This window comes from Pectobacterium atrosepticum (assembly GCF_000740965.1).
Taxonomy (GTDB): Bacteria; Pseudomonadota; Gammaproteobacteria; order Enterobacterales; family Enterobacteriaceae; genus Pectobacterium; species Pectobacterium atrosepticum.
In genome coordinates, this window is sequence record NZ_CP009125.1 from 4070191 (window position 1) to 4092970 (window position 22780).

At 52.2% G+C, this 22780-nt stretch carries 19 protein-coding genes and 1 pseudogene; 14 read left to right on the forward strand and 6 right to left on the reverse strand.

Translation table 11 applies throughout. The features are described from left to right. Positions 1-10: 10 nt before the first annotated feature. From GZ59_RS18000 to dtnK, 3 genes are all read right to left on the reverse strand, one after another. A complete protein-coding gene (locus GZ59_RS18000) occupies positions 11-826 on the reverse strand; it encodes a DeoR/GlpR family DNA-binding transcription regulator (RefSeq protein WP_011095260.1) in 816 nt (271 codons plus the stop codon). Positions 827-970: 144 nt separating this feature from the next. Beyond that, complete coding sequence (locus GZ59_RS18005) at positions 971-1951, reverse strand: D-threonate 4-phosphate dehydrogenase (protein ID WP_039293592.1); 981 nt, start codon at positions 1949-1951, stop codon at positions 971-973. After that, positions 1944-3272 carry a D-threonate kinase gene (gene dtnK, locus GZ59_RS18010; RefSeq protein ID WP_039293595.1) on the reverse strand — a complete coding sequence of 443 codons (1329 nt, stop codon included), beginning with the start codon at positions 3270-3272 and terminating at the stop codon, positions 1944-1946. The genes GZ59_RS18005 and dtnK overlap by 8 nt, the downstream gene beginning before the upstream one ends. Before the next feature lie 235 nt (positions 3273-3507). Between dtnK and GZ59_RS18015 the strand changes: the two genes are divergently transcribed. The 10 genes and pseudogenes from GZ59_RS18015 (at position 3508) to GZ59_RS18060 (ending at position 14896) form a co-directional block, all read left to right on the forward strand. After that, positions 3508-4644, forward strand: a complete 1137-nt coding sequence (locus GZ59_RS18015; protein ID WP_039293598.1) for an iron-containing alcohol dehydrogenase — start codon at positions 3508-3510, stop codon at positions 4642-4644. Between the two features lie 67 nt (positions 4645-4711). Next, the gene (locus GZ59_RS18020; RefSeq protein ID WP_039293602.1) at positions 4712-5596 is read left to right on the forward strand and encodes a dihydrodipicolinate synthase family protein; all 885 of its coding nucleotides are present in this window, start codon (positions 4712-4714) and stop codon (positions 5594-5596) included. A 38-nt stretch (positions 5597-5634) separates the two neighbouring features. Further along, positions 5635-7050, forward strand: coding sequence for a sodium:solute symporter family protein (locus tag GZ59_RS18025; RefSeq protein ID WP_039293606.1), 1416 nt, complete (start codon positions 5635-5637; stop codon positions 7048-7050). A gap of 3 nt (positions 7051-7053) precedes the next feature. After that, on the forward strand, positions 7054-8241 hold the full coding sequence (locus GZ59_RS18030; protein ID WP_039293609.1) for a sialidase family protein: 1188 nt from the start codon (positions 7054-7056) through the stop codon (positions 8239-8241). A 170-nt stretch (positions 8242-8411) separates the two neighbouring features. Then, on the forward strand, positions 8412-8879 hold the full coding sequence (locus GZ59_RS18035) for a NanQ anomerase/TabA/YiaL family protein (protein WP_039293612.1): 468 nt from the start codon (positions 8412-8414) through the stop codon (positions 8877-8879). A gap of 150 nt (positions 8880-9029) precedes the next feature. Continuing rightward, the gene (locus GZ59_RS18040) at positions 9030-9719 is read left to right on the forward strand and encodes an SDR family NAD(P)-dependent oxidoreductase (RefSeq protein WP_039293615.1); all 690 of its coding nucleotides are present in this window, start codon (positions 9030-9032) and stop codon (positions 9717-9719) included. A 679-nt stretch (positions 9720-10398) separates the two neighbouring features. Further along, positions 10399-12774, forward strand: a pseudogene (gene cutC / locus GZ59_RS18045) (choline trimethylamine-lyase); the annotation flags it as partial. An 85-nt stretch (positions 12775-12859) separates the two neighbouring features. Next, entirely contained in the window at positions 12860-13810 is a 951-nt protein-coding gene (gene cutD / locus GZ59_RS18050; RefSeq protein ID WP_039293621.1) for a choline TMA-lyase-activating enzyme, read from the forward strand. Positions 13811-14135: 325 nt separating this feature from the next. Next, complete coding sequence (locus tag GZ59_RS18055) at positions 14136-14552, forward strand: DMT family transporter (RefSeq protein WP_039293624.1); 417 nt, start codon at positions 14136-14138, stop codon at positions 14550-14552. A gap of 17 nt (positions 14553-14569) precedes the next feature. Continuing rightward, positions 14570-14896, forward strand: a complete 327-nt coding sequence (locus GZ59_RS18060; RefSeq protein WP_011095272.1) for a DMT family transporter — start codon at positions 14570-14572, stop codon at positions 14894-14896. 159 nt (positions 14897-15055) lie between these two features. On the opposite strand, the gene GZ59_RS18065 is transcribed toward GZ59_RS18060, so the two are convergent. Next, positions 15056-16246: a LacI family DNA-binding transcriptional regulator gene (locus tag GZ59_RS18065; RefSeq protein WP_039293627.1), complete on the reverse strand. Its 1191-nt coding sequence runs from the start codon at positions 16244-16246 to the stop codon at positions 15056-15058. 305 nt (positions 16247-16551) lie between these two features. Between GZ59_RS18065 and GZ59_RS18070 the strand changes: the two genes are divergently transcribed. From GZ59_RS18070 to fsa, 4 genes are read left to right on the forward strand one after another with little or no spacing between them, the layout of a single operon-like run. Further along, positions 16552-16995, forward strand: coding sequence for a PTS sugar transporter subunit IIA (locus GZ59_RS18070; RefSeq protein ID WP_039293630.1), 444 nt, complete (start codon positions 16552-16554; stop codon positions 16993-16995). A gap of 22 nt (positions 16996-17017) precedes the next feature. Beyond that, positions 17018-17305 carry a PTS sugar transporter subunit IIB gene (locus GZ59_RS18075; protein ID WP_011095275.1) on the forward strand — a complete coding sequence of 96 codons (288 nt, stop codon included), beginning with the start codon at positions 17018-17020 and terminating at the stop codon, positions 17303-17305. A 15-nt stretch (positions 17306-17320) separates the two neighbouring features. Further along, positions 17321-18580, forward strand: a complete 1260-nt coding sequence (locus GZ59_RS18080; RefSeq protein ID WP_039293633.1) for a PTS ascorbate transporter subunit IIC — start codon at positions 17321-17323, stop codon at positions 18578-18580. Positions 18581-18632: 52 nt separating this feature from the next. After that, positions 18633-19298: a fructose-6-phosphate aldolase gene (gene fsa, locus GZ59_RS18085; RefSeq protein ID WP_039293636.1), complete on the forward strand. Its 666-nt coding sequence runs from the start codon at positions 18633-18635 to the stop codon at positions 19296-19298. Between the two features lie 80 nt (positions 19299-19378). Here the strand turns inward: fsa and yacL are convergent, their stop codons facing one another. Beyond that, the gene (gene yacL / locus GZ59_RS18090) at positions 19379-19738 is read right to left on the reverse strand and encodes a protein YacL (protein WP_011095278.1); all 360 of its coding nucleotides are present in this window, start codon (positions 19736-19738) and stop codon (positions 19379-19381) included. A 170-nt stretch (positions 19739-19908) separates the two neighbouring features. Next, positions 19909-22506 (reverse strand): bifunctional aconitate hydratase 2/2-methylisocitrate dehydratase, encoded by a 2598-nt coding sequence (gene acnB / locus GZ59_RS18095; RefSeq protein ID WP_103791585.1) that lies wholly within the window; start codon positions 22504-22506, stop codon positions 19909-19911. Positions 22507-22780: the final 274 nt, after the last annotated feature.

The window sequence follows — 22780 nt, forward strand, 5'->3', positions numbered from 1 at the left end:
GCATCCTCGCTTACACCAGCGTCAGATTGAACGCTTTGCCTTTCAGTTGCTCCTGCACCTCGGGCGCTAACGCGCTGTCGGTAACGATATCCGTCAGATCCGATAAAGGCGTGACGCAGAACAGGGAATACGCGCCATATTTACTGCTGTCAGCCAGCAATATTCGACGGCTGGCATTCGCGCCGAGATCTTGCTTCACGCCCGCTTTCTCTTCCGTCGGCGTGGTGACACCTTTGTCCAGACTCCACGAGTTGCAGCTGATAAATGCAATGTCCGGGTAAATGCTGCGTAGCAGACGACGGCCATGTTCACCAATACAGGACTGGCTGCTGTCATCAATACGCCCGCCGATGATCGTCACTTCGATCTGCTTAAACTCAGACAAAAACAGCGCAATTTGCAAATCGGCGGTAATCACGCGCAGCGGCAGGTGCGTCAGGTTCCGCGCCAGCTCCAGCATGGTCGTTCCCGCATCCAGCACCACCGCGCTGCCCGGCTTAACCAACGTCGCTGCATAGCGCGCTATCGCCTGTTTTTCCTGAAGGCTACGATGTAATTTCTCATTCGTGGTCGGCTGGGAAGGAATAAAACGATTGAGCGTCACGCCACCGTGACTGCGGCTAATCACACCCTGCTCGTCCAGCTTGATCAAGTCACGACGGATCGTCGCCGGGGAAGCGTCGATCACGGACACCAGTTCATCGACCGTCACCAGATTATGGCTTTTTAGATAATCCATAATCTGATCAAGACGGCTCTGCCCTCTTACTTTATCCCCGCTCATGCGGAAAGCATCGGTTAATGTAGGATCCACGGCGATATCCATCTTGCTGTTGTTAGCGATATATTCTTGGTTGCAGGATACCAGAAACCTTCCCAATCGCGGGAAGGAAGATATCCTGCAATGCGCACTGTATCGCGTTTTATTCGCTTACAAAACCGCGCTAACAGCGCCGGTCGTCACCGCAAATCAGGCCAGTTGCATCGCGAGCTGAATAGAGATCGCCATGCTTTCAGGCTTCGCTTTACCCGTCCAGGCAATGTCAAACGCCGTACCGTGGTCAGCCGACGTGCGGATAAACGGCAACCCAGCAGTAATATTCACGCCATCATAAAAGCCTAGTAGCTTGAGCGGGATGTGCCCCTGATCGTGATACATCGCCACCACCATATCGTACTGGCCTTCATACGCCTGCAAATAGACGGTATCCGGCGGGCACGGGCCATAAACATCAATGCCTTTGGCTTTCATCGCTTCAACCGACGGCGACACGATCTTGATCTCTTCGTCACCAAATAGGCCATTCTCACCCGCATGCGGGTTAACTCCGGCAACGGCGATACGCGGATGGGTAAAACCGACGCGTTTGAGGAAGACATCTGCCATGTCGATCACCGTTTCCACGCGATCGCGGTTCAGCGTATCCAGGAATTTACGCAGCGCGATGTGCGTTGAAACATGGATAACCTTCAACTTATCGGTATACAGCACCATCGCATAGTCACGGCTGTTGGTCAGCTTCGCCAGCAGTTCGGTGTGGCCCGGATAAAGATGGCCCGCCGAGTGCAGCGCTTCTTTATTCAGCGGTGCGGTCGCAATCGCGTGGACTTCACCCGCCATCGCCAGCGCGGTCGCTTTCTTGATGCAGCGGTAAGCCAAATCGCCCGCCTGTGCCTGAACGATACCCGGCTTTAGCGCCTGCGGATCTTCCAACGGTTCATCAATGATGTTGATGACGCCCGGCGCAAATACCGCGTCAGCCGGTTTATCAATGATTTTCAGCTCGACTGTTGGCACCACGTTCAGCGCCAGAATGCGTCGCATCGTCTGTACGCAGCCCACCACCACAGCGGATGCGCCGGAAAGCTCGCCTTCGGCCAGAGATTTGATAATAATTTCCGGTCCAATCCCTGCCGGATCCCCCATCGTTACCGCAATAATTTTACTCACTGACCTTCTCCTCAATAAAACGTAAAACATCGAGCAAAGTAGTTTCGTTACCAAAACCCCCCGCTTTAGTCATCACAGGGGTCATGCCGACAATGCTGTTCAGCAGGTATCCCCAAGGCACGCAGGATGCGATTTGCCCCTTAATCTGAAAACCGGTAGCGCCCAGTGCGGTTGCCACGGCAATCGCAATATCACCACCCGATAAATACAATCCCCCCGGTAAGCGTCGGCGAGTGCCGTCCGCCGCTAGGCTATCTAGTGCCTGAACAATGTTGCGCGTAAGTTCCCCCAGATAGTGGCTGATCGTTTCGCCAAGCTGCTGGCGGCTAAGCCCAAGCTCCCGACAGCGCGCGTCGATCTCGAAGCGCTGATTCTCGTTGTGACAGGTTCGAATAATGCAATGGTGGCCGTTCGTCAGCGCCTTCAGCGCATCCTCACACTGGGACGCCATGACGGTGGATGAGTCGGGTGAAAAGAGCGCATTGATGTCGATCTCAACCAGCGTGACATCACTGCGCAATCTGGCGGCTGCAATCTGTTTTTGAGCAATATCGCTCATTGACCCGACGACAGCCAGCAGCGGCTTTTCAGTTTTGCGCGTAAAATCCTGCGCAGTCGCCAGCGCGTCGCTCAGGCCTGCCGAGCCGACCAGTAAGGGGCGAAACGGCAATGCTCTGGCGGCGTTAACGATGTGTGTCAGATCGTCCTGCACGTCGGTATCGAGAATAATCAGGCGTGTACCCTCGTCCGCCAACTGCTGCAAACGGTGGGCTAAATTGGCCTGACGCACCTCATCAAGATGTATCTCCGCTACCGGTAAAGCAGTTTGTTCCGCCAGACGGGCGGCGATAGACGCTGAGGTCACCGGCGTTTTTGGATCGCTGGCAAATTCCGTGTCGGTAAGCCGACGACCATTAACCCAGACTTCACCTTGTCGGGTAACGCGCCCCAGCGTCGGCGACGCCGCAGCAATCAGTGCAACAGGCACATCAGCCGCAGACAGCGCAGCGGCTACCTCCGCCCCCAGATTCCCACGCAGCGTCGAGTCAATCTTCTTAATAATCCAGCCTTTCCCGCCCACGGCCTGCCAAGCGGCTACCGCGGCTGCAGTACGTTGAGACGCCACGTCGTCACGCGCCGCACGGCTATCGGTGTTGATGACCACCGCATCGCCCAGTAAATCCGCATGCAGTGTATTAACGTCAAATACGACGCTAACCCGAGCACCATGCTGCGCCAGACCGACGCCCGCATCATTGGCACCCGTAAAGTCATCAGCGACAACTAATACCTGTCCTGCTGATTGCTGCACGTTTGGCATACCTCATCCTCGGTTCATGATTACCTGACAATGATTATATTGAATCACATTTGATTATATGTGAGCAATATCAAATTATTTAAAAGGAATTTCACCTATAAATTATCACCACGATGTGGCAAATGGCGTTTAGCAGTGACTAACACCACGCCATTTGACTGAAAGTAATCACCATCGCAACCATTATCATCGCGATAACGCTCTGGCGAAGAAGATAAAAGGCAAGGTAATAAGCATGAATATCAATAGCACTATCCTCAGCGGTTACCGGGTACTTCAGGACATTAGTCACCTGTTGACAGGGAAACAGCACGTTTTATTTGTCACCGACAAAAACATCGTCGGGCTGCCTGACGTTCAGGCGCTGATCGCACAAGTTAAGCAAGCCGTTCCGCAGGTTCTGTTGGTTGATAATGTGCCTGCCGAGCCGAGCCAGCACGACGTTGCCCACATACTGAGTCAGCTCACACAAACCCAGACCGATCTGGTCATTGGCGTAGGCGGCGGCAGCGTACTGGATGTCGCCAAACTGCTTTCCGTGCTGTGCGCAGGTGATGAAACCGTCACGCTGGATAGCCTGCTGGCAGGAGAAAAGCCGACTCGCCGCACGACATCCTTGCTCATCCCGACTACCGCAGGAACCGGCTCAGAAGCCACGCCAAATGCCATTCTTGCGATCCCGGAAAAAGAGACCAAGGTCGGCATTATTACGCCAGTGATGCTGCCGGACTATGTTGCGCTGGTGCCGGAGCTGACCATCAGCATGCCGCCACATATTGCCGCCTCAACCGGTATCGACGCACTCTGCCACCTGATCGAGTGTTTCACCTCGACGATTGCCAACCCAGTCAGCGACAACTACGCGCTGATTGGCCTGAAGAAGCTGTTTGCCAACCTTGAAACGTCTGTGCGCGAACCGGGCAATCTGGAAGCCAAGCTGAATATGCTATGGGCGTCCTATTACGGCGGTGCCGCCATTGCCCACTCTGGTACGCATCTGGTTCACGCCATGTCTTACCCGCTAGGCGGCAAGTACCACATCCCACACGGCGTGGCGAACGCCATCCTGCTCGCCCCTTGCATGCGCTTCGTGCAGTACGCCGCACAGGACAAATTCGCTCAGGCGTATGACCTGCTGCCGGATGCCGATCTAAGGCTCGGTACCGCGGAAAAAGCGCAGGCGCTGGTGACCTATTTCAGTGAGTTGGTCAAACGTCTCAATCTGCCCAACACCTTACAGCAGCTTGGCGTGGAAAAAGATCACCTGCCCTATCTGGTCGATGCCGCGTTACAGGTTCAGCGTCTGATGAAAAACGTACCGACACAAGTCAGTGCCGACGATGTCCGTGAGGTGTACCTGACTCTGTTTTAACAGAGCGGTTTTGAATAGAACGATTTTAAGTTTCCACCTTTTTGATTACGTGTAACGAGGAAGAATAATGAGTAAGAACATTACCGGCGTCCTGACCGCCATCGTCACGCCGTTTGATAACCAGGGCGAATTTAACCCCGCTGCCATGCGTCTTCAGGTTCAACGCCAGATGCGCTATGGCAACGGTATTTTCTGTAACGGCACCAACGGTGAGTTTTTCGTTCTACACACCGATGAGAAAGTCGCCGTCACTGAAACCTGCGTTGATGAAGTTGCCGGAAAAGTGCCGGTTGTCGGCCACATCGGTGAAATCTCCACGCGGGAAACCATCAAGCTCGGCAAGCGCATCGCCGCGCTGGGTGTCGATGCCGTTTCTGTCATCACCCCGTATTTCATTCCACTAAAACAGGAAGAGCTGATCGCCCACTACACCGCCGTCGCCGATGCGCTGACCGTGCCGGTGTTTCTCTACAACATTCCTGCACGCACGGGAAATACGCTGGCACCGGAAACCGTCCGCACGCTGGCGGATCACCCGAACATCATCGGCATCAAAGACAGCGCAGGCAGCTATGAAAGCCTGAGCGGTTATGTGCAAGCGGTGAAAGGTGTGCAGGGCTTTAACGTACTGAATGGCCCAGACTCGCTCATTCACCAGGGCTTTGTTGACGGCTGCTCCGCCTGTATTTCCGGGCTGGCTAACGTGGCACCGGAAGCGATCAGCCAGATTTGGCACCGTTTCCATGCCAGTGACATTGAAGGCTCCCGTCAGGCACAAGAACAGGTCGCCGAATTGCGTAAGACACTGTATGCCATCGCGTTCTCACCGGCTGTGGTGAAGAAAGCGCTGGCAATTATGGGTGAAGACGTCGGCGTCAGCCGCTATCCGATCCAGTTTTCCGCACAGGATGAAGACAACATCCGCAACATACTTAGTCAATTCTCGCAGTAACAGAGAAATTTCAATTTCCACTTATAGGCCGAGAAGATATGAACCATTTTGATTTTACCGACACCCTCATCATCATTGGGATGATTGTATTTTATATCGCATTCACCTCATGGTTGACGCTCAAATTACGCAGTAAATCCAGCGCCGAGTTCATGGAAGGATCGCGTGCGCTACCGGCGTTTATCGTCGGTGTTCTGCTGATGACCGAGTTCATCGGTGCCAAATCCACAGTAGGTACGGCGCAGTCCGCGTTCGAAAACGGTATCGCCGCGTCCTGGTCAGTGATTGGCGCGGCCATCGGCTTCCTTCTGTTTGGGATGATTCTGGTCAAAAAGATCTACAACACGGGTAAAGTCACCATTTCCGGCGCAATTGCCGAGAAATACGGGACATCGACCAAGAACATCATTTCAATCATCATGATCTATGCTTTGTTGCTGGTGAACGTGGGCAACTACGTCAGCGGCGCAGCAGCCATCTCAACCGTGTTAAAAATTTCCCTGCCCGTGGCAGCATTGATCACCGCCATCGTCAGTACTTTCTACTTTTACTTTGGCGGCTTAAAAGGTGTTGCTTATGTAACGTTGATTCACAGCGCCTTGAAATACGTCGGCGTAATGATCATTTTGTTCGTGGCGCTGAAAATGACCGGTGGCATCACACCGATGATTGAGAAAATGCCGGATTACTACTGGACATGGGATGGGAAACTCGGTGCCGGCACTATCTTCGCTTGGCTGATTGGCACCATTGGATCTATCTTCTGTACACAATTCGTCATTCAAGCCATCTCAGCTACCAAGGATGCAACTTCTGCAAAACGCGCCACTTGGGTCGCCTTCTTCTTCTGTATGCCGATCGCGATTGCTATCGCCGTCATCGGCGTCGCAGCGAAGTTTGTTCACCCTGAAATCAACAGCCTGTATGCAATGCCAATCTTCCTGCAAGATATGAACCCGTGGTTAGCTGGGCTGGTGACAACCTCATTGGTCGCATCGATTTTCATCAGCGTAAGTACCGTAGCACTGGCAATCGCCTCACTGATCGTGAAGGATTTTTACGTCCCGTACTATAATCCGACACCGGAAAAAGAGATGAAAATGACGCGTGTATTCTCGCTCATTATCGGATTCGCGCCGTTAATTTTCGTCCTGCTGGTGCCTGAAGTTCTGAAGCTATCGTTCTTTACCCGTGCCATTCGCTTGTCGATTTCCGTCGTTGCAATGATTGCGTTCTACCTGCCGTTCTTCAGCAGCACTCGCGGGGCGAACGCCAGCCTGATCTCAGCCTGTGTGGTCACCTCCGTTTGGTATATTCTCGGCAACCCATACGGCATCGATAACATGTATGTCGCGCTGGTTACCCCAGCTATTGTCATACTGATCGATCGCATGATTCCGAACAAAGCGAAAAAAATCAAAATTTCTCAAACTGAAAATAAATCAGGAGCTTGAGTAATGAGTAGCGAAACCATTACTGTGGAACGTAGCGGAAAAGTCCATCACGCAGAAGGCGATGCCACGCGTCTGGATGCCTACATTCCATCGGAATGCCCGCAGAATCATGCGGCCAACCTGCTCCATCTGCCGAACGGCGATGTGCTGTGCGTCTGGTTCGGTGGTACACAAGAAGGGATTGCGGATATCTCTATCTATATGTCCCGCCTTGTGAACGGCAGCGGTAGCTGGAGTAAAGCCGCCAAGCTGTCTGAGGATGCCACGCGTTCTGAGCAGAACCCTGTGCTGTTCCTCGCGCCGGATAACGTGCTGTGGCTGCTGTACACCGCGCAGAAATCCGGTAATCAGGATACCGCGATTGTGCGCTACCGCCAGTCCACCGATTTAGGTGCTACCTGGGGCGAGATCGGCACGCTGCTCGATCAGCCGGGCACCTTCATCCGCCAGCCCATCACCGTGCTGGAAAACGGTGACTGGCTGCTACCGGTGTTCTACTGCCGCGTTCAGCCGGGAGAGAAATGGGTCGGTAACGATGATGACAGCGCCGTGAAAATCTCCAGCGATCGGGGTAAAACCTGGCGCGAATATCCGGTGCCAAACAGCACGGGCTGCGTACATATGAATATCACCCCATTGCAGGACGGCACGCTGCTGGCGCTGTACCGCAGCCGCTGGGCTGATTTCATCTACCAAAGCCGTTCAACGGATGGCGGTAAAACCTGGTCAGAGCCGGTAGCAACCGATTTGCCGAACAACAACTCGTCTATTCAGGTGACTACGCTGAAAAACGGTCATCTGGCGCTGGTGTTCAACCACATGAGCGCCGCCGATGCCACCGATCGCCGCCTATCACTGTACGATGAAATCGAGGATGAAGAAGACAAAGCCAGCGGTGCCAAAATGCCGGAAGTGCAAACCGGTGGTCGTAGCGCCTTCTGGGGCGCACCGCGCGCACCGATGACGCTCGCCATTTCGGAAGACGGCGGTAAAAGCTGGCCGTGGCAGCGCAATATCGAAGTGGGTGACGGTTACTGCATGACCAATAACTCAACGGAGAAGCTGAACCGCGAGTTCTCTTACCCCAGCGTCAAGCAAGCGCCAGACGGTAAGCTACACGTCGCGTTCACCTACTTCCGTCAGGCGATCAAGCACGTCGTGGTGAGTGAAGAGTGGGTCAAGGCGAGTTAAGGCTGTCGCTCCTTTAGAGCCTGAGATACACGGAGCGACCACGGGGCGAGGCTTCCCTACGGGAACCTCATCCCCGTGTTTCTCCTAAAAATAGGCTTAAGGTTAAACCGCGCTGCTTTTTCTCTTTTCCTGCGGGGCTCTCCCCCGCTATCTTCCTTCAGGACACTATTATGATTGCAGGAAACCTCAACACCCTCAAACTCGCCACGCTGCCCGATGAGCTGTGGGCCATTCTGTCCGCGCCGGGCATGTCGTTGGCTGAACTGAATGCGCTACCCGAAGGCCGTTATCAGCCAGAAGGGGCCGAATGGTTTTACAACATCGGCACCGTGAATACCGCGCCGCGCGCCACACGACATACCGAATTCCACAGCAACTATCTCGATATCCAACTGATTCTGGAAGGCGAGGAGATTATCGGTTACGGTCTGAATGATGTGCATGGGCAGCCCGCGACTGAACGTAAGCCAGATCTCTATATTCTGGAGAACCCACAGGTGCCGCATCAGATCCACCTACGGGCAGGCGACTTCGTCACCTTTTATCCGGGAGAAGCCCATCAGGCGCTGTGTGCGATTAACGACAGCCCTGCTCCGGTCAAAAAAGCCGTGTTTAAAATCCCCGTCACGTTGTTGTGATTAGAACAGTTATACCCTAAATAATTCGAGTTGCAGGAAGGCGGCAACCGCGCGAATCCCCAGGAGCTTACATAAGTAAGTGACTGGGGTGAGTAAGAGAAGCCAACGCACATGCAGCTTGAAGTATGACGGGTATTAAGGAGACATTGCATGTCAGCGACAGCCCCTAAACACGCCCTGATTACTGGTAGCAGCTCGGGGATCGGTGCAGCCATCACACAAAAATTACTGGCAGAAGGCTGGCGGGTAACCGGCCTGTCACGCAAGCCGGGGGATTATTCACATCCACACTTTACCCACCGTGCGGTGGATATCATGGATACGCCCGCGCTGACTCCCATTCTGGACGAGATTGTGCAGGTTGATGCCATCATCCATGCCGCGGGCATCATGAAGGCCGCCCCGCTCGGCCAGCTTTCCTTGGAGGACGGTGAAACGCTGTGGCGATTGCATATCAATGCAGCGCAGGTACTTGCCGACCGTCTGGTCGATAAGCTGCCGCAAGGTGGCAGAATCGTACTACTGGGCAGTCGCACATCTAGTGGCTCGGCAGGACGCAGCCAGTATGTCACGACTAAATCCGCGATGATCGGCATGGCAAGAAGTTGGGCCGCGGAATTGGCTCCGCGCGGTATTACCGTAAACATCGTTGCACCGGGCGCAACAGAAACCCCAATGCTGACGATGCCAGGTCGCCAGAGTTCGCCTCCGAAGCTACCGCCGATCGGGCGCTTCATCCAGCCGCAGGAAGTGGCCGATCTCGTGGGTTACCTGCTCTCCCCGTCTGCCGCAGCCATGACCGGCCAGCAGTTGGTGATGTGCGGCGGTGCATCGCTGTAGCACTATCTGTTCCTTCGATTACAGGCCAATTATCTGAAGCGTAGATTGGCCTGAACTATCTCATCCTCTCTTGCTGCCTTCCTGCAATTAAAACCATGTAGAATATACAACCCCCTTTAATTTATTACTAATACACTCATTCGAAATAATTAATAATAAAATAATAATAAAAAACCCAATATAATAAAATAGAATAAATTGATCTCAATCAAATTATTATCCCACCATCGTTAAAATAGTGGCTACACTACCTTAGATGCCTAAATTAATTATTAAAAGACAGCGTTAGATAACCAATAAACTAAAAAACAAAATCACCATATAATTAGAATTCAGTTAATAACGCAATGGAATAGCAATGTAATATAAAAATCATTGAATATTTTTATAGAATAGAGAAGGATCGGCATCATAAAAACACGCCATTAATAAAAATATCAACATTCAGGCTGATATTCCCCCTGCCTATTCCACCTTTCGGATATTACACAGAGTACTTCCCTTATTGCCTTCTATTAAATCAGAAAAAATAACAGCAGGAGACTTTCGTATGGATAATGACACGTTAGCGCCAGACACAAACCATTTTTCATTCGGTAACAGCATAGTGAATACCGAAAAAATGGCCAGACGGGATAGCAGCAAAAAATCCTCCGCGGAGGAAAAAGTAGCGAAGCAAGAAATGCTTACGCCACGTATGCAGCGCCTGCGCGCACGCTATTTGGAAGCGCGTCCCAGCATATCTATTTATCGTGCGTTAGCCTTTACCGAGGTCGCAAAAAACAACCCCGGATTGCCACCGATTCTGCTACGTGCGAAATCCTTCCGTAGAGCCTGCGAAACTGCCCCCATCTTGATTCAGGATGAAGAACTGATCGTAGGGCATCCCTGCGGTAAACCCCGAGCAGGTGCCTTTTCTCCTGATATTGCCTGGCGCTGGGTACGGGACGAACTGGACACCATGAGCACGCGGCCTCAGGATCCATTTCAGATTTCAGAAGAAGATAAAAAAACGATCCGCGAAGAAATTACCCCATTTTGGCAAGGTCGCTCGCTGGATGAAGTGTGCGAAGCACAATATCGTGAAGCTGGTCTCTGGGAATTCAGCGGAGAAACCTTCGTCAGCGATCTCTCTTATCACCAAATCAACGGCGGCGGCGATACCTGTCCGGGTTACGACGTGCTGCTCTTTACTAAAGGGATGAAGGGCATCAAAGCCGATGCACAGGCAAAGCTTGCTGAGCTGGGTATGGAAGACCCGGCTCATATCGATCGTATCTATTTCTATAAGGCGGCGATTGAAACCTGCGACGGCGTCATGGCCTATGCCAGCCGCATCGCAGCACATGCACGTGAACAGGCTGCACAGGAAAACGATGCCTTACGACGTGCTGAACTGCTGATGATTGCCGACGTAAACGAGAACGTGCCGGCCAATCCCCCCAAAACGTTGCAGGAAGCTCTGCAAAGTATTTGGACGCTGGAGTCTTTATTTGAAATTGAAGAAAACCAGACCGGTATTTCGTTAGGACGCGTCGATCAATACTGCTACCCAATGTATGAAGCCGACATTCAATCCGGTCGTCTGACGCGCGAGCAGGCACTGGAACTGCTACAGATGTTCATTATCAAATGTGCGGAACTGATGTGGATGTCCAGCGAAAGCGGCGCGAAATATTTCGCGGGCTATCAGCCGTTCATCAACCTGACGGTAGGCGGTCAGAAACGTAGCGGAGGCGATGCCTGTAACGATCTGACCTACCTGATCATGGATGCAGTGCGTTTTGTGAAAGTGTATCAGCCTTCACTTGCCTGCCGGATTCATAATCAATCGCCGCACGAGTACATGGAAAAAATTGTCGATGTGGTCAAATCCGGTATGGGTTTCCCGGCATGTCACTTCGATGATTCCCATATCAAGATGATGCTGCGCAAAGGCTTCGATTTTGACGATGCACGCGATTACTGCCTGATGGGCTGTGTAGAACCGCAAAAATCGGGCCGAGTTTATCAGTGGACATCAACGGGCTATACACAGTGGCCCATCGCCATTGAATTCGCCTTAAACCGTGGACGCATGATCCTATTCGATCGCGTTCAGGGGGTGGACACTGGCGAGTTAAGCTCGCTGGACACGTTTGAGGCTTTTGATCGCGCAGTGAAAACACAGATCGCACACATTATCCGCCTGTCGGCGATTGGCACTGTGATCAGCCAGCGCGTACATCGCGATATCGCACCCAAGCCTCTGATGTCGCTGCTGGTGGAAGGCTGTATGGAAAAAGGTCAGGACGTGGCTGCCGGTGGTGCATTAATCAATCATGGGCCTGGACTCATATTCTCTGGGTTAGCCACCTACGTCGATTCCATGATGGCTATTCGGAAACTCGTTTATGAGGATCGTAAGTACACACTGGAGCAGATGCGTGACGCTCTACTGGCTAACTTTTCAGGCTATGAAATGCTGCACAGAGAGTGCCTGAATGCGCCGAAATTCGGTAATGACGACAACGCCGTTGACCCACTCGCGCGCGATATCACCGAATGGACAGAACGCGAATGCCGCCAATACAAGATGCTCTATTCCACCTTTAGCCACGGCACCTTATCTATCTCCAACAATACGCCGATCGGCGCATTGACCGCAGCCAGTGCAAACGGGCGTTTGGCGTGGGCGCCGCTCTCCGATGGAATCAGCCCAACCCAAGGGGCAGACAAAAAAGGGCCGACGGCAAGCATCAAATCGGTCAGCAAAATGAATGTGGAAAGCATGAATATAGGCATGGTGCATAACTTCAAATTCCTTAAAGGCATGCTGGACACGCCAGAAGGTCGTAACGGGCTTATCACCCTGCTGAGAACGTCCTCCATTCTGGGCAATGGTCAGATGCAATTCAGCTACGTTGACGATGAGGTGTTGAGAAAAGCCCAGCAAGCGCCGGAGAAATACCGTGATTTAATCGTCCGCGTGGCGGGCTATAGCGCGTACTTCGTTGAGCTATGCAAAGAGGTTCAGGATGAAATCATTAGCCGCACCATGATTGAGAAATTCTGAACCATCAGCAGCGAACATGAATAAGGCGCACGCCTTGAACAAGGACGTTTATCTTGCCATGGGCGGGTGACATGTGGAGAGAGAGATGGAGCCAGCAAAAGACATCACAGGCCGAATATTCAATATTCAGAAGTATTCGATCTACGACGGGGATGGCGTTCGTACGCTGATCTTTATGAAGGGCTGCAATATTCGCTGCCCTTGGTGCGCCAATCCAGAGGGAATACGTCGCGCTTACCAAATCCTGTTCTCCCCTGATAAATGCCTGCACTGTGGCAAATGTGCCGAGGCGTGTCCCCGCGGTATCCACACGCTGATCGCGGATGAATGTGGCTCGCGATTTCATCATATCGATCGCACTGTTCAATGCACAGGCTGCCGAAAATGCGAGGTGGCATGCCCCTCCAATGCCCTCGATATCGTAGGGAAAGACATGACAGTCGCAGAATTGATGGCCGTCATCATGCAGGACTACAGCTTTTATCAGTCTTCCGGCGGCGGCGTGACGCTCAGCGGCGGAGAGGTAAGCCTGCAAACGGATTTTGCCGTTGCACTCCTTCAGGCGTGCAAACAAAAGATGATCAATACCGCAGTAGAAACACAGGGGACAACGTCAATATCCCACTATGACCGACTGGCAGCGGTAACGGATATGTTCCTCTTCGATATTAAACATATCGACACGAATCAGCATAAAGCGCTGTTTGGCATAGGAAATGAGAACATACGGCGTAATCTGGAACATCTGGTCGAGTTGGGTGCCAATATCGTTATTCGTATGCCGCTCGTTCGCGGATACAACGATTCATATGACGCCATCATGGGTGCGATTCACTATGTACAAAAGCTAGCGAAACGCGGCAATGTGCGACGCATCGACATCCTGCCCTATCACCAGCTAGGCCGTAAAAAGTATGAAAGGCTAGGCATGATTTATCCAATAAAAGCGGACCCCAGCTACAACGAGGAAGAGTTAAACCGTTTGGACGCTTTCTTTGACGAGTTTGATTTCGACATTCGGCTGGTTCGTCATTAAAGAAAAAACTAGACCCTAAATAATTCGAGTTTCAGGCAGGCGGCAAGAGAAGGACAAATTCGTCGGGAACGAATTTGACCAGCCGCTGGCTGGCCTCCGGTGAGAGACAGGATGTCTCTCATTTCATCCCGATGAGCTTACTCAAGTAAGTGATTCGGGTGAGTAACAAATCTGCCGGAGGCAGGTTTGAACGCTGCTGGCAGCGGCCCCAACGGGGCGAGACACACGTAAGTGTGCCGAGTAGCGTAGCCAACGCACATGTAACTTGAAGTATGACGGGTATAGACCACGTATTCTTAACAGCAGATAAATCAGGAGCAATACTATGTCACTCAGAAAGCAGTCATGGCTGTGGATGTTATTGGTCATCTTGTCAGAAACGTCCGCTACCTCCACGTTAAAAATGTTTGATAATAGTCAGGGAATGACAAAGGCAGCATTACTGGCGATTATTATTCTGCTGTACTGCGTTTGTTATTATTCACTCTCAAAAGCCGTAAGGCATCTCCCCGTTGGGCTAGCTTATGCCACCTGGTCTGGTACAGGTATTTTATTAGTTTCAACGCTCAGTATTATTTTTTACGGACAGCACCCTGATATCCCAGCAATCGTTGGAATGATCGTGATTGCTACAGGCATAACGATCATGAATCTCTTTTCTAAAATGGGCGTGGATGAACCGCCCGAAAAATTGGATAGCAGTAACCAGAGTCAGCCATTAGAGACAAAAATCATTCACTGAAAATAAGGATACTCATCATGTTCAACGGATTCTTATGGTTGGCACTTTCGATTGGTTCGGAAATTACTGGCACATCGATGATCAAAAAAACCGATGGCTTTAAAAAACGCACGCCTTCCATTATCGTTATTCTCGCTTACTGCCTCTGCTATTTTTCGTTAACCCGTGCAATGGGCTATTTACCCGTGGGGATTGCCTATTCGTTATGGTGCGGCTTTGGCATCATCGGCGTGACATTTATTTCGATGCTGCTTTATAAACAAAAACCGGATTTACCCGCTGTATTTTCAATGGTGCTGATTATCAGCGGGGGCGTTATCATGAACCTATATTCAAGCATGTAAAACGTATCCAATACGCTTCCTTTTACTGCTGTCCGCTAACTCATTAATCGTCAGACATCGCTTTCTTCGCACGAACTCAGAGCCGAGGTACATAAATCACCCCGGCGGCGTACGGACCTAACACGTTGACGGATTAGCCATTCTACTTTCTATCCCTTGCTAGCTGCTGGCGCGGGGTTCGAAGATGAATTTCACTTTTTCCAGTACGGGTGGGCGATCGGCGTTATCCATCATGGCTAACACCAGACGCCCAACCTCCGCACCCAGCTTTTCATAGTCAAGCCGCATCGCGGTCAGTGCAGGGAACGTGTGTTCACATTGCTCAGAACCATCCAGACAGGCGATCGCCAGATCGTAAGGGACTTTCATCAGGCGGCGTTGGCATTCAAAGAGCGCGCCCAACGCAATTTCCTCATGGCTACAGATAATCGCGTCCAGTTCCGGCTGATTTTGTAGCAGTTCCGTCATGGCATAGCGGCCAAACTGTAAACTGGGGGCTTCCGGGATCGTAATCTTCAAATCCGCATTGTGATAATGCGCCAGCATGGCTTTATTCCAGCCGTTCAACTGCTGTTTTTGCAGTCGGTTATCGGTATGCGCACCGATATAGGCGACGTGACGATACCCCTTTTCCAGCAGCGAAAGGGTTAACTGCTCAGCTGCATCGGCAAGGGCGATATCAATATTGATATTCGCACTCAGCGCGGCAGCGCCGGAAACGTTCACCGTAATGACGTTACTGGCCTGAATGAGATCTTGGGTACGTTGTGAAAGCTGCGCACTGAATAACACCAGCGCCGCTGGCCGCTGCTGCAAGAGCTTTTCAACCATTCCCGCTTCAGTGTGCTGACGATACTCATGGCAACCCATGATTAACGACACGTTATGTTTGCCAACCGCCTGCTGTAATGCCTGAACAAAACGGACGCTGGCACGATCTTGCTGAAAAGGATAAAGCACCGCAATCGTGGGCTGATAGGCGGATGCCAACGCACCGGCCGCACGGTTCGGTACATAACCCAGCGTTTTTATCGCATCGTCGATTTTCTTCTGCGTGGTATCAGAAACTAGCTCCGGCTCCCTTAATGCACGAGAAACCGTCATCACGCCGACACCCGCATGGTTCGCAATGTCCTGTAGCGTCACGCGGTTAGCGCTCTCGGTGAGCAGGCTGGCCTCTTGATTGGGCTCATAGCCTAATGTTCTGGCGGCCAGCTCCACTTTACTGCGTAACTTCTCAGAGACCAGATCGGGCTTGCGCATCACGCGCGACACCGTCATCGTCCCTACGCCCGCGTAGTCGGCGACATCCTGTAGCGTAACCTTACCGGTACTGCGACGCTTACGCATGCTCACTTCCTCTCCATTCCATTCGTCATTTTTCTCAGCGCACAGCCGCGATAAAAACCTGTTAATTCATTGCGTTCAGGCAATGTACAGACACCACAACGTTCCGGTGACTGCATCACTTATGCCGTGCCATCCACAGTGTGCCTCTGTCTGCTCGCGGGGAACACGTCTTAGCCCCGCTTGTGCTAAGCCGGTCACAGTTAATGATAGGCATATCAGTTAGCGCTACCTTTTTAGATGTTAATCACATTATTTTCGACGCCAGCACACTATCCTGCGTTCAGAATGATACAGAGGTGACTCTAATGCTTAACACTTTACTAACACCAGATGTTGTTCAAATCTTACCAGCCTGCGACGACTGGCGTCATGCTATCGCTTTGTCCTGTAAGCCATTATTAGATAATGGCTCGATTGAGCCCACCTATATTGAGGCGATCTATCGCTCCCATGAGGCAATCGGCCCTTACTATGTTGTCGGCCTTGGAATCGCCATGCCACATGCTCGGCCGGAAGACGGCGTGAACAAACTCAGCGTCAGCCTGACGCTGATTCGTGACGGCGTGGCTTTCCATTCTGACGGTAACGACCCCGTACATTTGCTGATTGTTCTGGCCGCCACGGACAGCAATAGCCATATCGATATTATTTCACAGCTCGCTCAGTTGTTCGACACGCCTGATGACGTCGCCGCGTTAATTAACGCGACAGAGATAGAACAGGTGCTTTCCGTTATTTCTCGTTATTAAACGCCACCAGAGGACACAGATTATGAAAATTACAGTCGTATGCGGTAACGGCCTGGGTACCAGCCTGATGATGGAAATGAGCATTAAAAACATCGTTAAAGAACTCGGCGTAGTTGCGGACGTCGATCACGTGGACTTAGGTTCGGCGAAAGGAACGGACAGCGACATTTTTGTCGGAACCAAAGACATTGCCGAACAGCTCGTCGCGCAGGCGGTAGGGGGAAAAATCGTGTCCCTGAATAATATGATCGACAAAGTGGCGATGAAAGAACGCCTGTCGATCGCTCTGACAGAACTTGGCGCCTTATAAGCAGAGGGATCAAAAATGGAATTCTTCCGTTTTTTAATGAGTGATGTGCTGTCTGAACCGTCAATATTAGTTGGTTTGATTGCGCTTATCGGTCTGATTGCCCAGAAAAAACCTGCCACGGAATGCATCAAAGGGACGGTGAAAACCGTAATGGGTTTCCTGATCCTCGGCGCGGGCGCGAGCCTGATTGTCTCATCGCTAGGCGACTTCGCCGCGATTTTCCACCATGCGTTCGGTATCGCGGGTATAGTGCCTAACAATGAGGCGATTGTCGCGGTCGCCCAGAAAAACTTCGGCACCGAGATGGCGATGATCATGTTCTTCGCGATGGTCATTAATATCGCGATCGCACGCTTTACGCCATGGAAATACATTTTCTTAACGGGTCACCACACGCTGTTTATGTCGATGATGGTTGCCGTGATTCTGGCAACGGCGGGCATGAAAGGTGTGCTGCTGATTACCGTTGGATCGTTGGTGGTTGGGGTATCGATGGTGCTGTTCCCTGCCATTATTCACCCGTATATGAAGAAAGTAACGGGATCCGATGACGTTGCCTTTGGTCACTTCTCTGCGATATCACAGCTGCTGTCAGCGTTTATTGGTAGCAAATTTGGTAATAAAGAGAAATCAACAGAAGACATGGAAGTACCGAAGAGCCTGCTGTTCCTGCGTGATACACCAGTCGCCATCGCCTTTACCATGTTCTTCATCTTCATTTTCACCTGCCTGTTTGCTGGCCCAGAAGCGGTGAAAACAATGAACGCGGGTGGGAAAAACTGGTTCATGTTTTCGCTGATCCAATCCATTACCTTTGCCGCTGGTGTGTATATCGTGCTGCAAGGCGTGCGTATGGTGATTGCGGAAATCGTGCCCGCGTTTAAAGGCATTTCTGACAAACTCGTTCCCAACGCTAAACCAGCATTAGATTGCCCTGTCGTCTTCCCCTATGCGCCGAATGCCGTTCTGGTCGGCTTCCTGAGCAGCTTTGCCGCTGGGGTTATCGGTATGGTGCTGCTCTACCTGCTGGGTATGACGGTGATCATTCCCGGCGTGGTGCCGCACTTCTTTGTCGGCGCGGCGGCTGGGGTTTTCGGTAACGCTACCGGTGGACGTCGCGGCGCAATTTTAGGCTCCTTTACCAACGGGTTGCTGATTACTTTCATACCTGTTTTCCTGCTGCCAGTGTTGGGCAGTATCGGGCTGGCAAACACCACGTTCAGTGATTCCGACTTCGGCGCGGTGGGTATTTTGCTGGGTATTATTGTGCGCTAAGCGCCACAGTATTGATGTCATCCGAAACACCGATTTCAGTACGGAGAAAATGATGGAATTCTATTTAGATACGGCTGATGTAGCCGCAGTGGAACGACTCGCTGGCGTGTTACCGATTAAAGGCGTGACCACCAACCCGAGCATTGTCGCACGCGGAAAATCCGATATTTATAGCGTGCTGCGAGACATGCAGGCCGTTATCGGCGCAGAAGGACAGCTGTTTGCTCAGGTGATGTCACGCGATCCTGACGTGATGGTGGAAGAGGCGTTGAAACTCAGAGAGGTGATTCCTTCTCTGGTCGTCAAAGTGCCGGTAACACATGCAGGCTTACGTGCCATTAAGCAATTGACAGAATTGGATATTCCCACGCTCGGCACTGCCGTATACGGTGCAGGGCAAGGGTTTTATGCCGCGCTGGCGGGCGCTCGTTATATCGCGCCTTACGTCAACCGCATTGATGCACAGGGTGGCGACGGGATTGCGCTAGTGAAAGAGCTACAAACCCTGATTAACCTGCACAGCCCGCAGACTCAGGTGCTGGCAGCCAGCTTTCGCACACCGCGTCAGGTATTGGACTGCCTGCTAGCGGGGTGTCAGGCTATTACGGTTGACCCAGCCGTTGCCGAGCTGTTCCTGCAAGATCCTGCGGTTGACGATGCACTTAATCGCTTCGATCATGACTGGCAGGCACGCTTCGGTCATGCCGACCTTGGCTGATTGATGGAAAACACCATCCGTCTGGTGGGTGGTGTTTTCAAAACGATCGTGTCATTAAAACGATCGAATGACTAAAACGATCAATGCAGGATGAACTCGCGATACTTTTCCACCAGCGTCAGAAAATCATCCAGACCGCATAAAGACAGGCTCTCTTCGTCGTAATAACTCATGCCCTCCTCCAGCTCATCCGTGGTGAAAGACAGTTGATTCGCCTGAACCATGACTTCTTCTTCATCCAGCAATAGCGTGTATTCGTGGCCCACGCGCCGCCACTGCCGTTCGCTACCTGCGACGGAACGCGCTCCATCCTCTACGTCAGTCAATACCGTCAGTTGGCCTTTTACTTCTTCATTGAACCAGTGCCCAATCGCTTCATGTCCCATCGACATACGAACGATGACCTGACCCGTCACATCCCGCAAAAATTCATAGTCCATGATGCCATCCTCACTGTGATGTCTCTTCTGTTTAGTTTAGTCGCCTACACACCCTATCGTCGTGATGCACCTTCACCTTTGATGTTGCAGATGCACAAGGTGGAATGGAGCAGGCAGAAAAAAAGGAGGCACAAGGCCTCCTTCGGTGTAGGGATGCGAACTATAGCGAGTTAGACAGTCGTCTGGAAGATCACGCCATCCGCTTTCTCGGTATATTGACCTAACTGGTCAAAATTCAGATAGCGATAGGTGTCCTGCGCGGTTTTATCCACCTGCAACATATAGGTCTGGTACTCTTCCGGCGTCGGCAAACGGCCCAGCAGCGAGGCAACCGCAGCCAGTTCAGCAGACGCAAGATACACGTTAGCACCGGTTCCCAAACGGTTCGGGAAGTTACGGGTCGACGTAGAAACGACCGTCGCGCCATCCGCCACGCGCGCCTGATTACCCATGCACAGCGAGCAGCCTGGGATCTCGATACGCGCTCCGCTTTTGCCAAATACGCTGTAATAGCCTTCTTCCGTCAGCTGTGCCGCGTCCATTTTGGTCGGCGGCGCAACCCACAAACGGGTCGGCAGCTGGCCTTTGTGGCTATCAAGCAGTTTACCCGCCGCACGGAAGTGTCCGATGTTGGTCATACAGGAACCGATGAAGACCTCATCAATCTTCTCGCCCTGCACGTCAGACAGCCAGCGCGCATCGTCTGGATCGTTCGGCGCACACAGGATCGGCTCTTTGATGTCAGCCAGATCGATGTCGATCACCGCCGCGTACTCGGCATCGGCATCGGCTTCCAACAGTTGCGGATCGGCCAGCCATTTTTCCATACCTTGAACACGACGTTCCAGCGTACGACGATCGCCGTAACCTTCGGAGATCATCCACTTCAGCAGAACAATGTTGGAGTTCAGATACTCGATGATCGGCGCTTTATCCAGCTTGATCGTACAACCGGCTGCAGAACGTTCCGCCGAGGCGTCTGTCAGTTCAAACGCCTGCTCGACTTTCAGATCCGGCAGACCTTCGATCTCCAGAATACGACCAGAGAAGATGTTCTTCTTACCTTTCTTCTCAACGGTCAGCAGACCTTGTTTGATGGCATACAGCGGAATGGCGTGAACCAGATCGCGCAGAGTAATACCCGGCTGCATTTTGCCTTTGAAGCGCACCAGAATAGATTCCGGCATGTCCAGCGGCATCACGCCCGTAGCCGCAGCGAACGCCACCAGCCCAGAACCTGCAGGGAAAGAGATACCGATTGGGAAACGGGTGTGGGAATCACCGCCTGTACCCACGGTATCCGGCAGCAGCATACGGTTCAGCCAGGAGTGGATAACGCCATCGCCCGGACGTAGCGATACGCCGCCACGGTTCATGATGAAATCAGGCAGCGTGTGATGCGTGGTCACGTCAACCGGCTTAGGATAGGCCGCAGTGTGACAGAACGACTGCATCACCAAGTCAGCGGAGAAACCGAGACAAGCCAGATCTTTCAGCTCATCACGAGTCATCGGCCCGGTGGTGTCCTGTGAACCCACGGATGTCATCTTAGGTTCGCAGTATTCATCAGGACGAATACCCGCGACGCCGCAGGCGCGACCGACCATTTTCTGCGCCAGTGAGAAGCCTTTTTTACTGGCTTCAATGGCTTTAGAAATACGGAAGACATCGCTGTGCGGCAAGCCCAGTGACTCACGCGCTTTAGACGTCAGCCCGCGTCCGATGATCAGTGGAATTCGGCCACCGGAGCGCACTTCATCCAGTAATACGTCGGTCTTCAGGGCAAATGTCGCCAGCACTTCATTCGTGTCATGACGGCGTACTTCACCTTCATACGGGTAGATGTCGATCACATCGCCCATATTGAGATCGTTCACATCGACTTCGATCGGCAACGCACCAGCATCTTCCATGGTGTTGAAGAAGATTGGGGCAATCTTGCCGCCCAGCACCACACCACCACCGCGTTTGTTCGGAACATGAGGAATGTCTTCACCCATGAACCACAGCACGGAGTTGGTCGCAGATTTACGCGACGATCCCGTACCAACGACGTCACCGACGTACGCCAGCGGGAAGCCTTTCTTGTTCAGTTCTTCGATCTGTTTGATCGGACCCACGTTGCCAGGCTGATCGGGATCAATGCCTTCACGGGCATTTTTCAGCATCGCCAACGCGTGCAGCGGGATATCAGGGCGCGACCAGGCATCAGGTGCCGGAGACAGGTCATCAGTGTTAGTTTCACCAGTGACTTTAAAGACGGTAACGGTAATTTTTTCCGCCAGTTTCGGGCGGGACAGGAACCACTCGGCATCAGCCCAGGATTGAATCACTTTCTTGGCGTGCGCATTGCCTGCTTTCGCCTTTTCTTCCACATCATAGAAGTTATCAAACATCAGCAGCGTCTGGGACAACGCTTTCGCGGCAATCGGTGCCAGCGTGTCGCTGTCTAACGCATCAATTAGCGGATGAATGTTATAACCACCTTGCATGGTGCCCAACAGCTCAATCGCTTTTTCCTGGGTAACCAAGGGGGAAGTGGCTTCGCCTTTAGCGACAGCAGCCAAAAAACCGGCCTTCACGTAGGCGGCTTCATCAACACCGGGTGGAACGCGGTTAATCAGCAGATCAAGCAATACTTCCTCTTCGCCTGCCGGGGGATTCTTGAGTGACTCAACCAGCGCGGCCATCTGCGTGGCATCTAACGGTTTAGGAACAATCCCCTGCGCAGCCCGCTCGGCTACGTGCTTACGATATTCTTCTAGCACGACGTTTTCCTCGCTCTCATTGTCTTCATTATGCCCGGCGCCCTTGTTCCCCATTATGGTGTCCATGCCTGGGTGTCAGGGTGTGGATGTAAGGTAGTAGAGTGTCCGGTCCAGCCTCGTCAGCATATCAGGATTTGAATCGATTGTTAATTCGTTCACATAATAGCAACATTAATTTTTATTCAACTGTGCTATGTGTCCAATGTCACTATCACTGAAAAATACCGACATCAGCAGAATAGCATGCCCCTGACAGCGCACACTAACTATGCTG

Coding starts and splice junctions, on each gene's coding strand:
- GZ59_RS18000 (WP_011095260.1), bottom strand. CDS start 826: ATGGATATCGCCGTGGATCCTACATTAACCGATGCTTTCCGCATGAGC.
- dtnK (WP_039293595.1), bottom strand. CDS start 3,272: ATGCCAAACGTGCAGCAATCAGCAGGACAGGTATTAGTTGTCGCTGAT.
- GZ59_RS18015 (WP_039293598.1), top strand. CDS start 3,508: ATGAATATCAATAGCACTATCCTCAGCGGTTACCGGGTACTTCAGGAC.
- GZ59_RS18020 (WP_039293602.1), top strand. CDS start 4,712: ATGAGTAAGAACATTACCGGCGTCCTGACCGCCATCGTCACGCCGTTT.
- GZ59_RS18025 (WP_039293606.1), top strand. CDS start 5,635: ATGAACCATTTTGATTTTACCGACACCCTCATCATCATTGGGATGATT.
- GZ59_RS18030 (WP_039293609.1), top strand. CDS start 7,054: ATGAGTAGCGAAACCATTACTGTGGAACGTAGCGGAAAAGTCCATCAC.
- GZ59_RS18035 (WP_039293612.1), top strand. CDS start 8,412: ATGATTGCAGGAAACCTCAACACCCTCAAACTCGCCACGCTGCCCGAT.
- GZ59_RS18040 (WP_039293615.1), top strand. CDS start 9,030: ATGTCAGCGACAGCCCCTAAACACGCCCTGATTACTGGTAGCAGCTCG.
- cutD (WP_039293621.1), top strand. CDS start 12,860: ATGGAGCCAGCAAAAGACATCACAGGCCGAATATTCAATATTCAGAAG.
- GZ59_RS18055 (WP_039293624.1), top strand. CDS start 14,136: ATGTCACTCAGAAAGCAGTCATGGCTGTGGATGTTATTGGTCATCTTG.
- GZ59_RS18060 (WP_011095272.1), top strand. CDS start 14,570: ATGTTCAACGGATTCTTATGGTTGGCACTTTCGATTGGTTCGGAAATT.
- GZ59_RS18065 (WP_039293627.1), bottom strand. CDS start 16,246: ATGCGTAAGCGTCGCAGTACCGGTAAGGTTACGCTACAGGATGTCGCC.
- GZ59_RS18070 (WP_039293630.1), top strand. CDS start 16,552: ATGCTTAACACTTTACTAACACCAGATGTTGTTCAAATCTTACCAGCC.
- GZ59_RS18075 (WP_011095275.1), top strand. CDS start 17,018: ATGAAAATTACAGTCGTATGCGGTAACGGCCTGGGTACCAGCCTGATG.
- GZ59_RS18080 (WP_039293633.1), top strand. CDS start 17,321: ATGGAATTCTTCCGTTTTTTAATGAGTGATGTGCTGTCTGAACCGTCA.
- fsa (WP_039293636.1), top strand. CDS start 18,633: ATGGAATTCTATTTAGATACGGCTGATGTAGCCGCAGTGGAACGACTC.
- yacL (WP_011095278.1), bottom strand. CDS start 19,738: ATGGACTATGAATTTTTGCGGGATGTGACGGGTCAGGTCATCGTTCGT.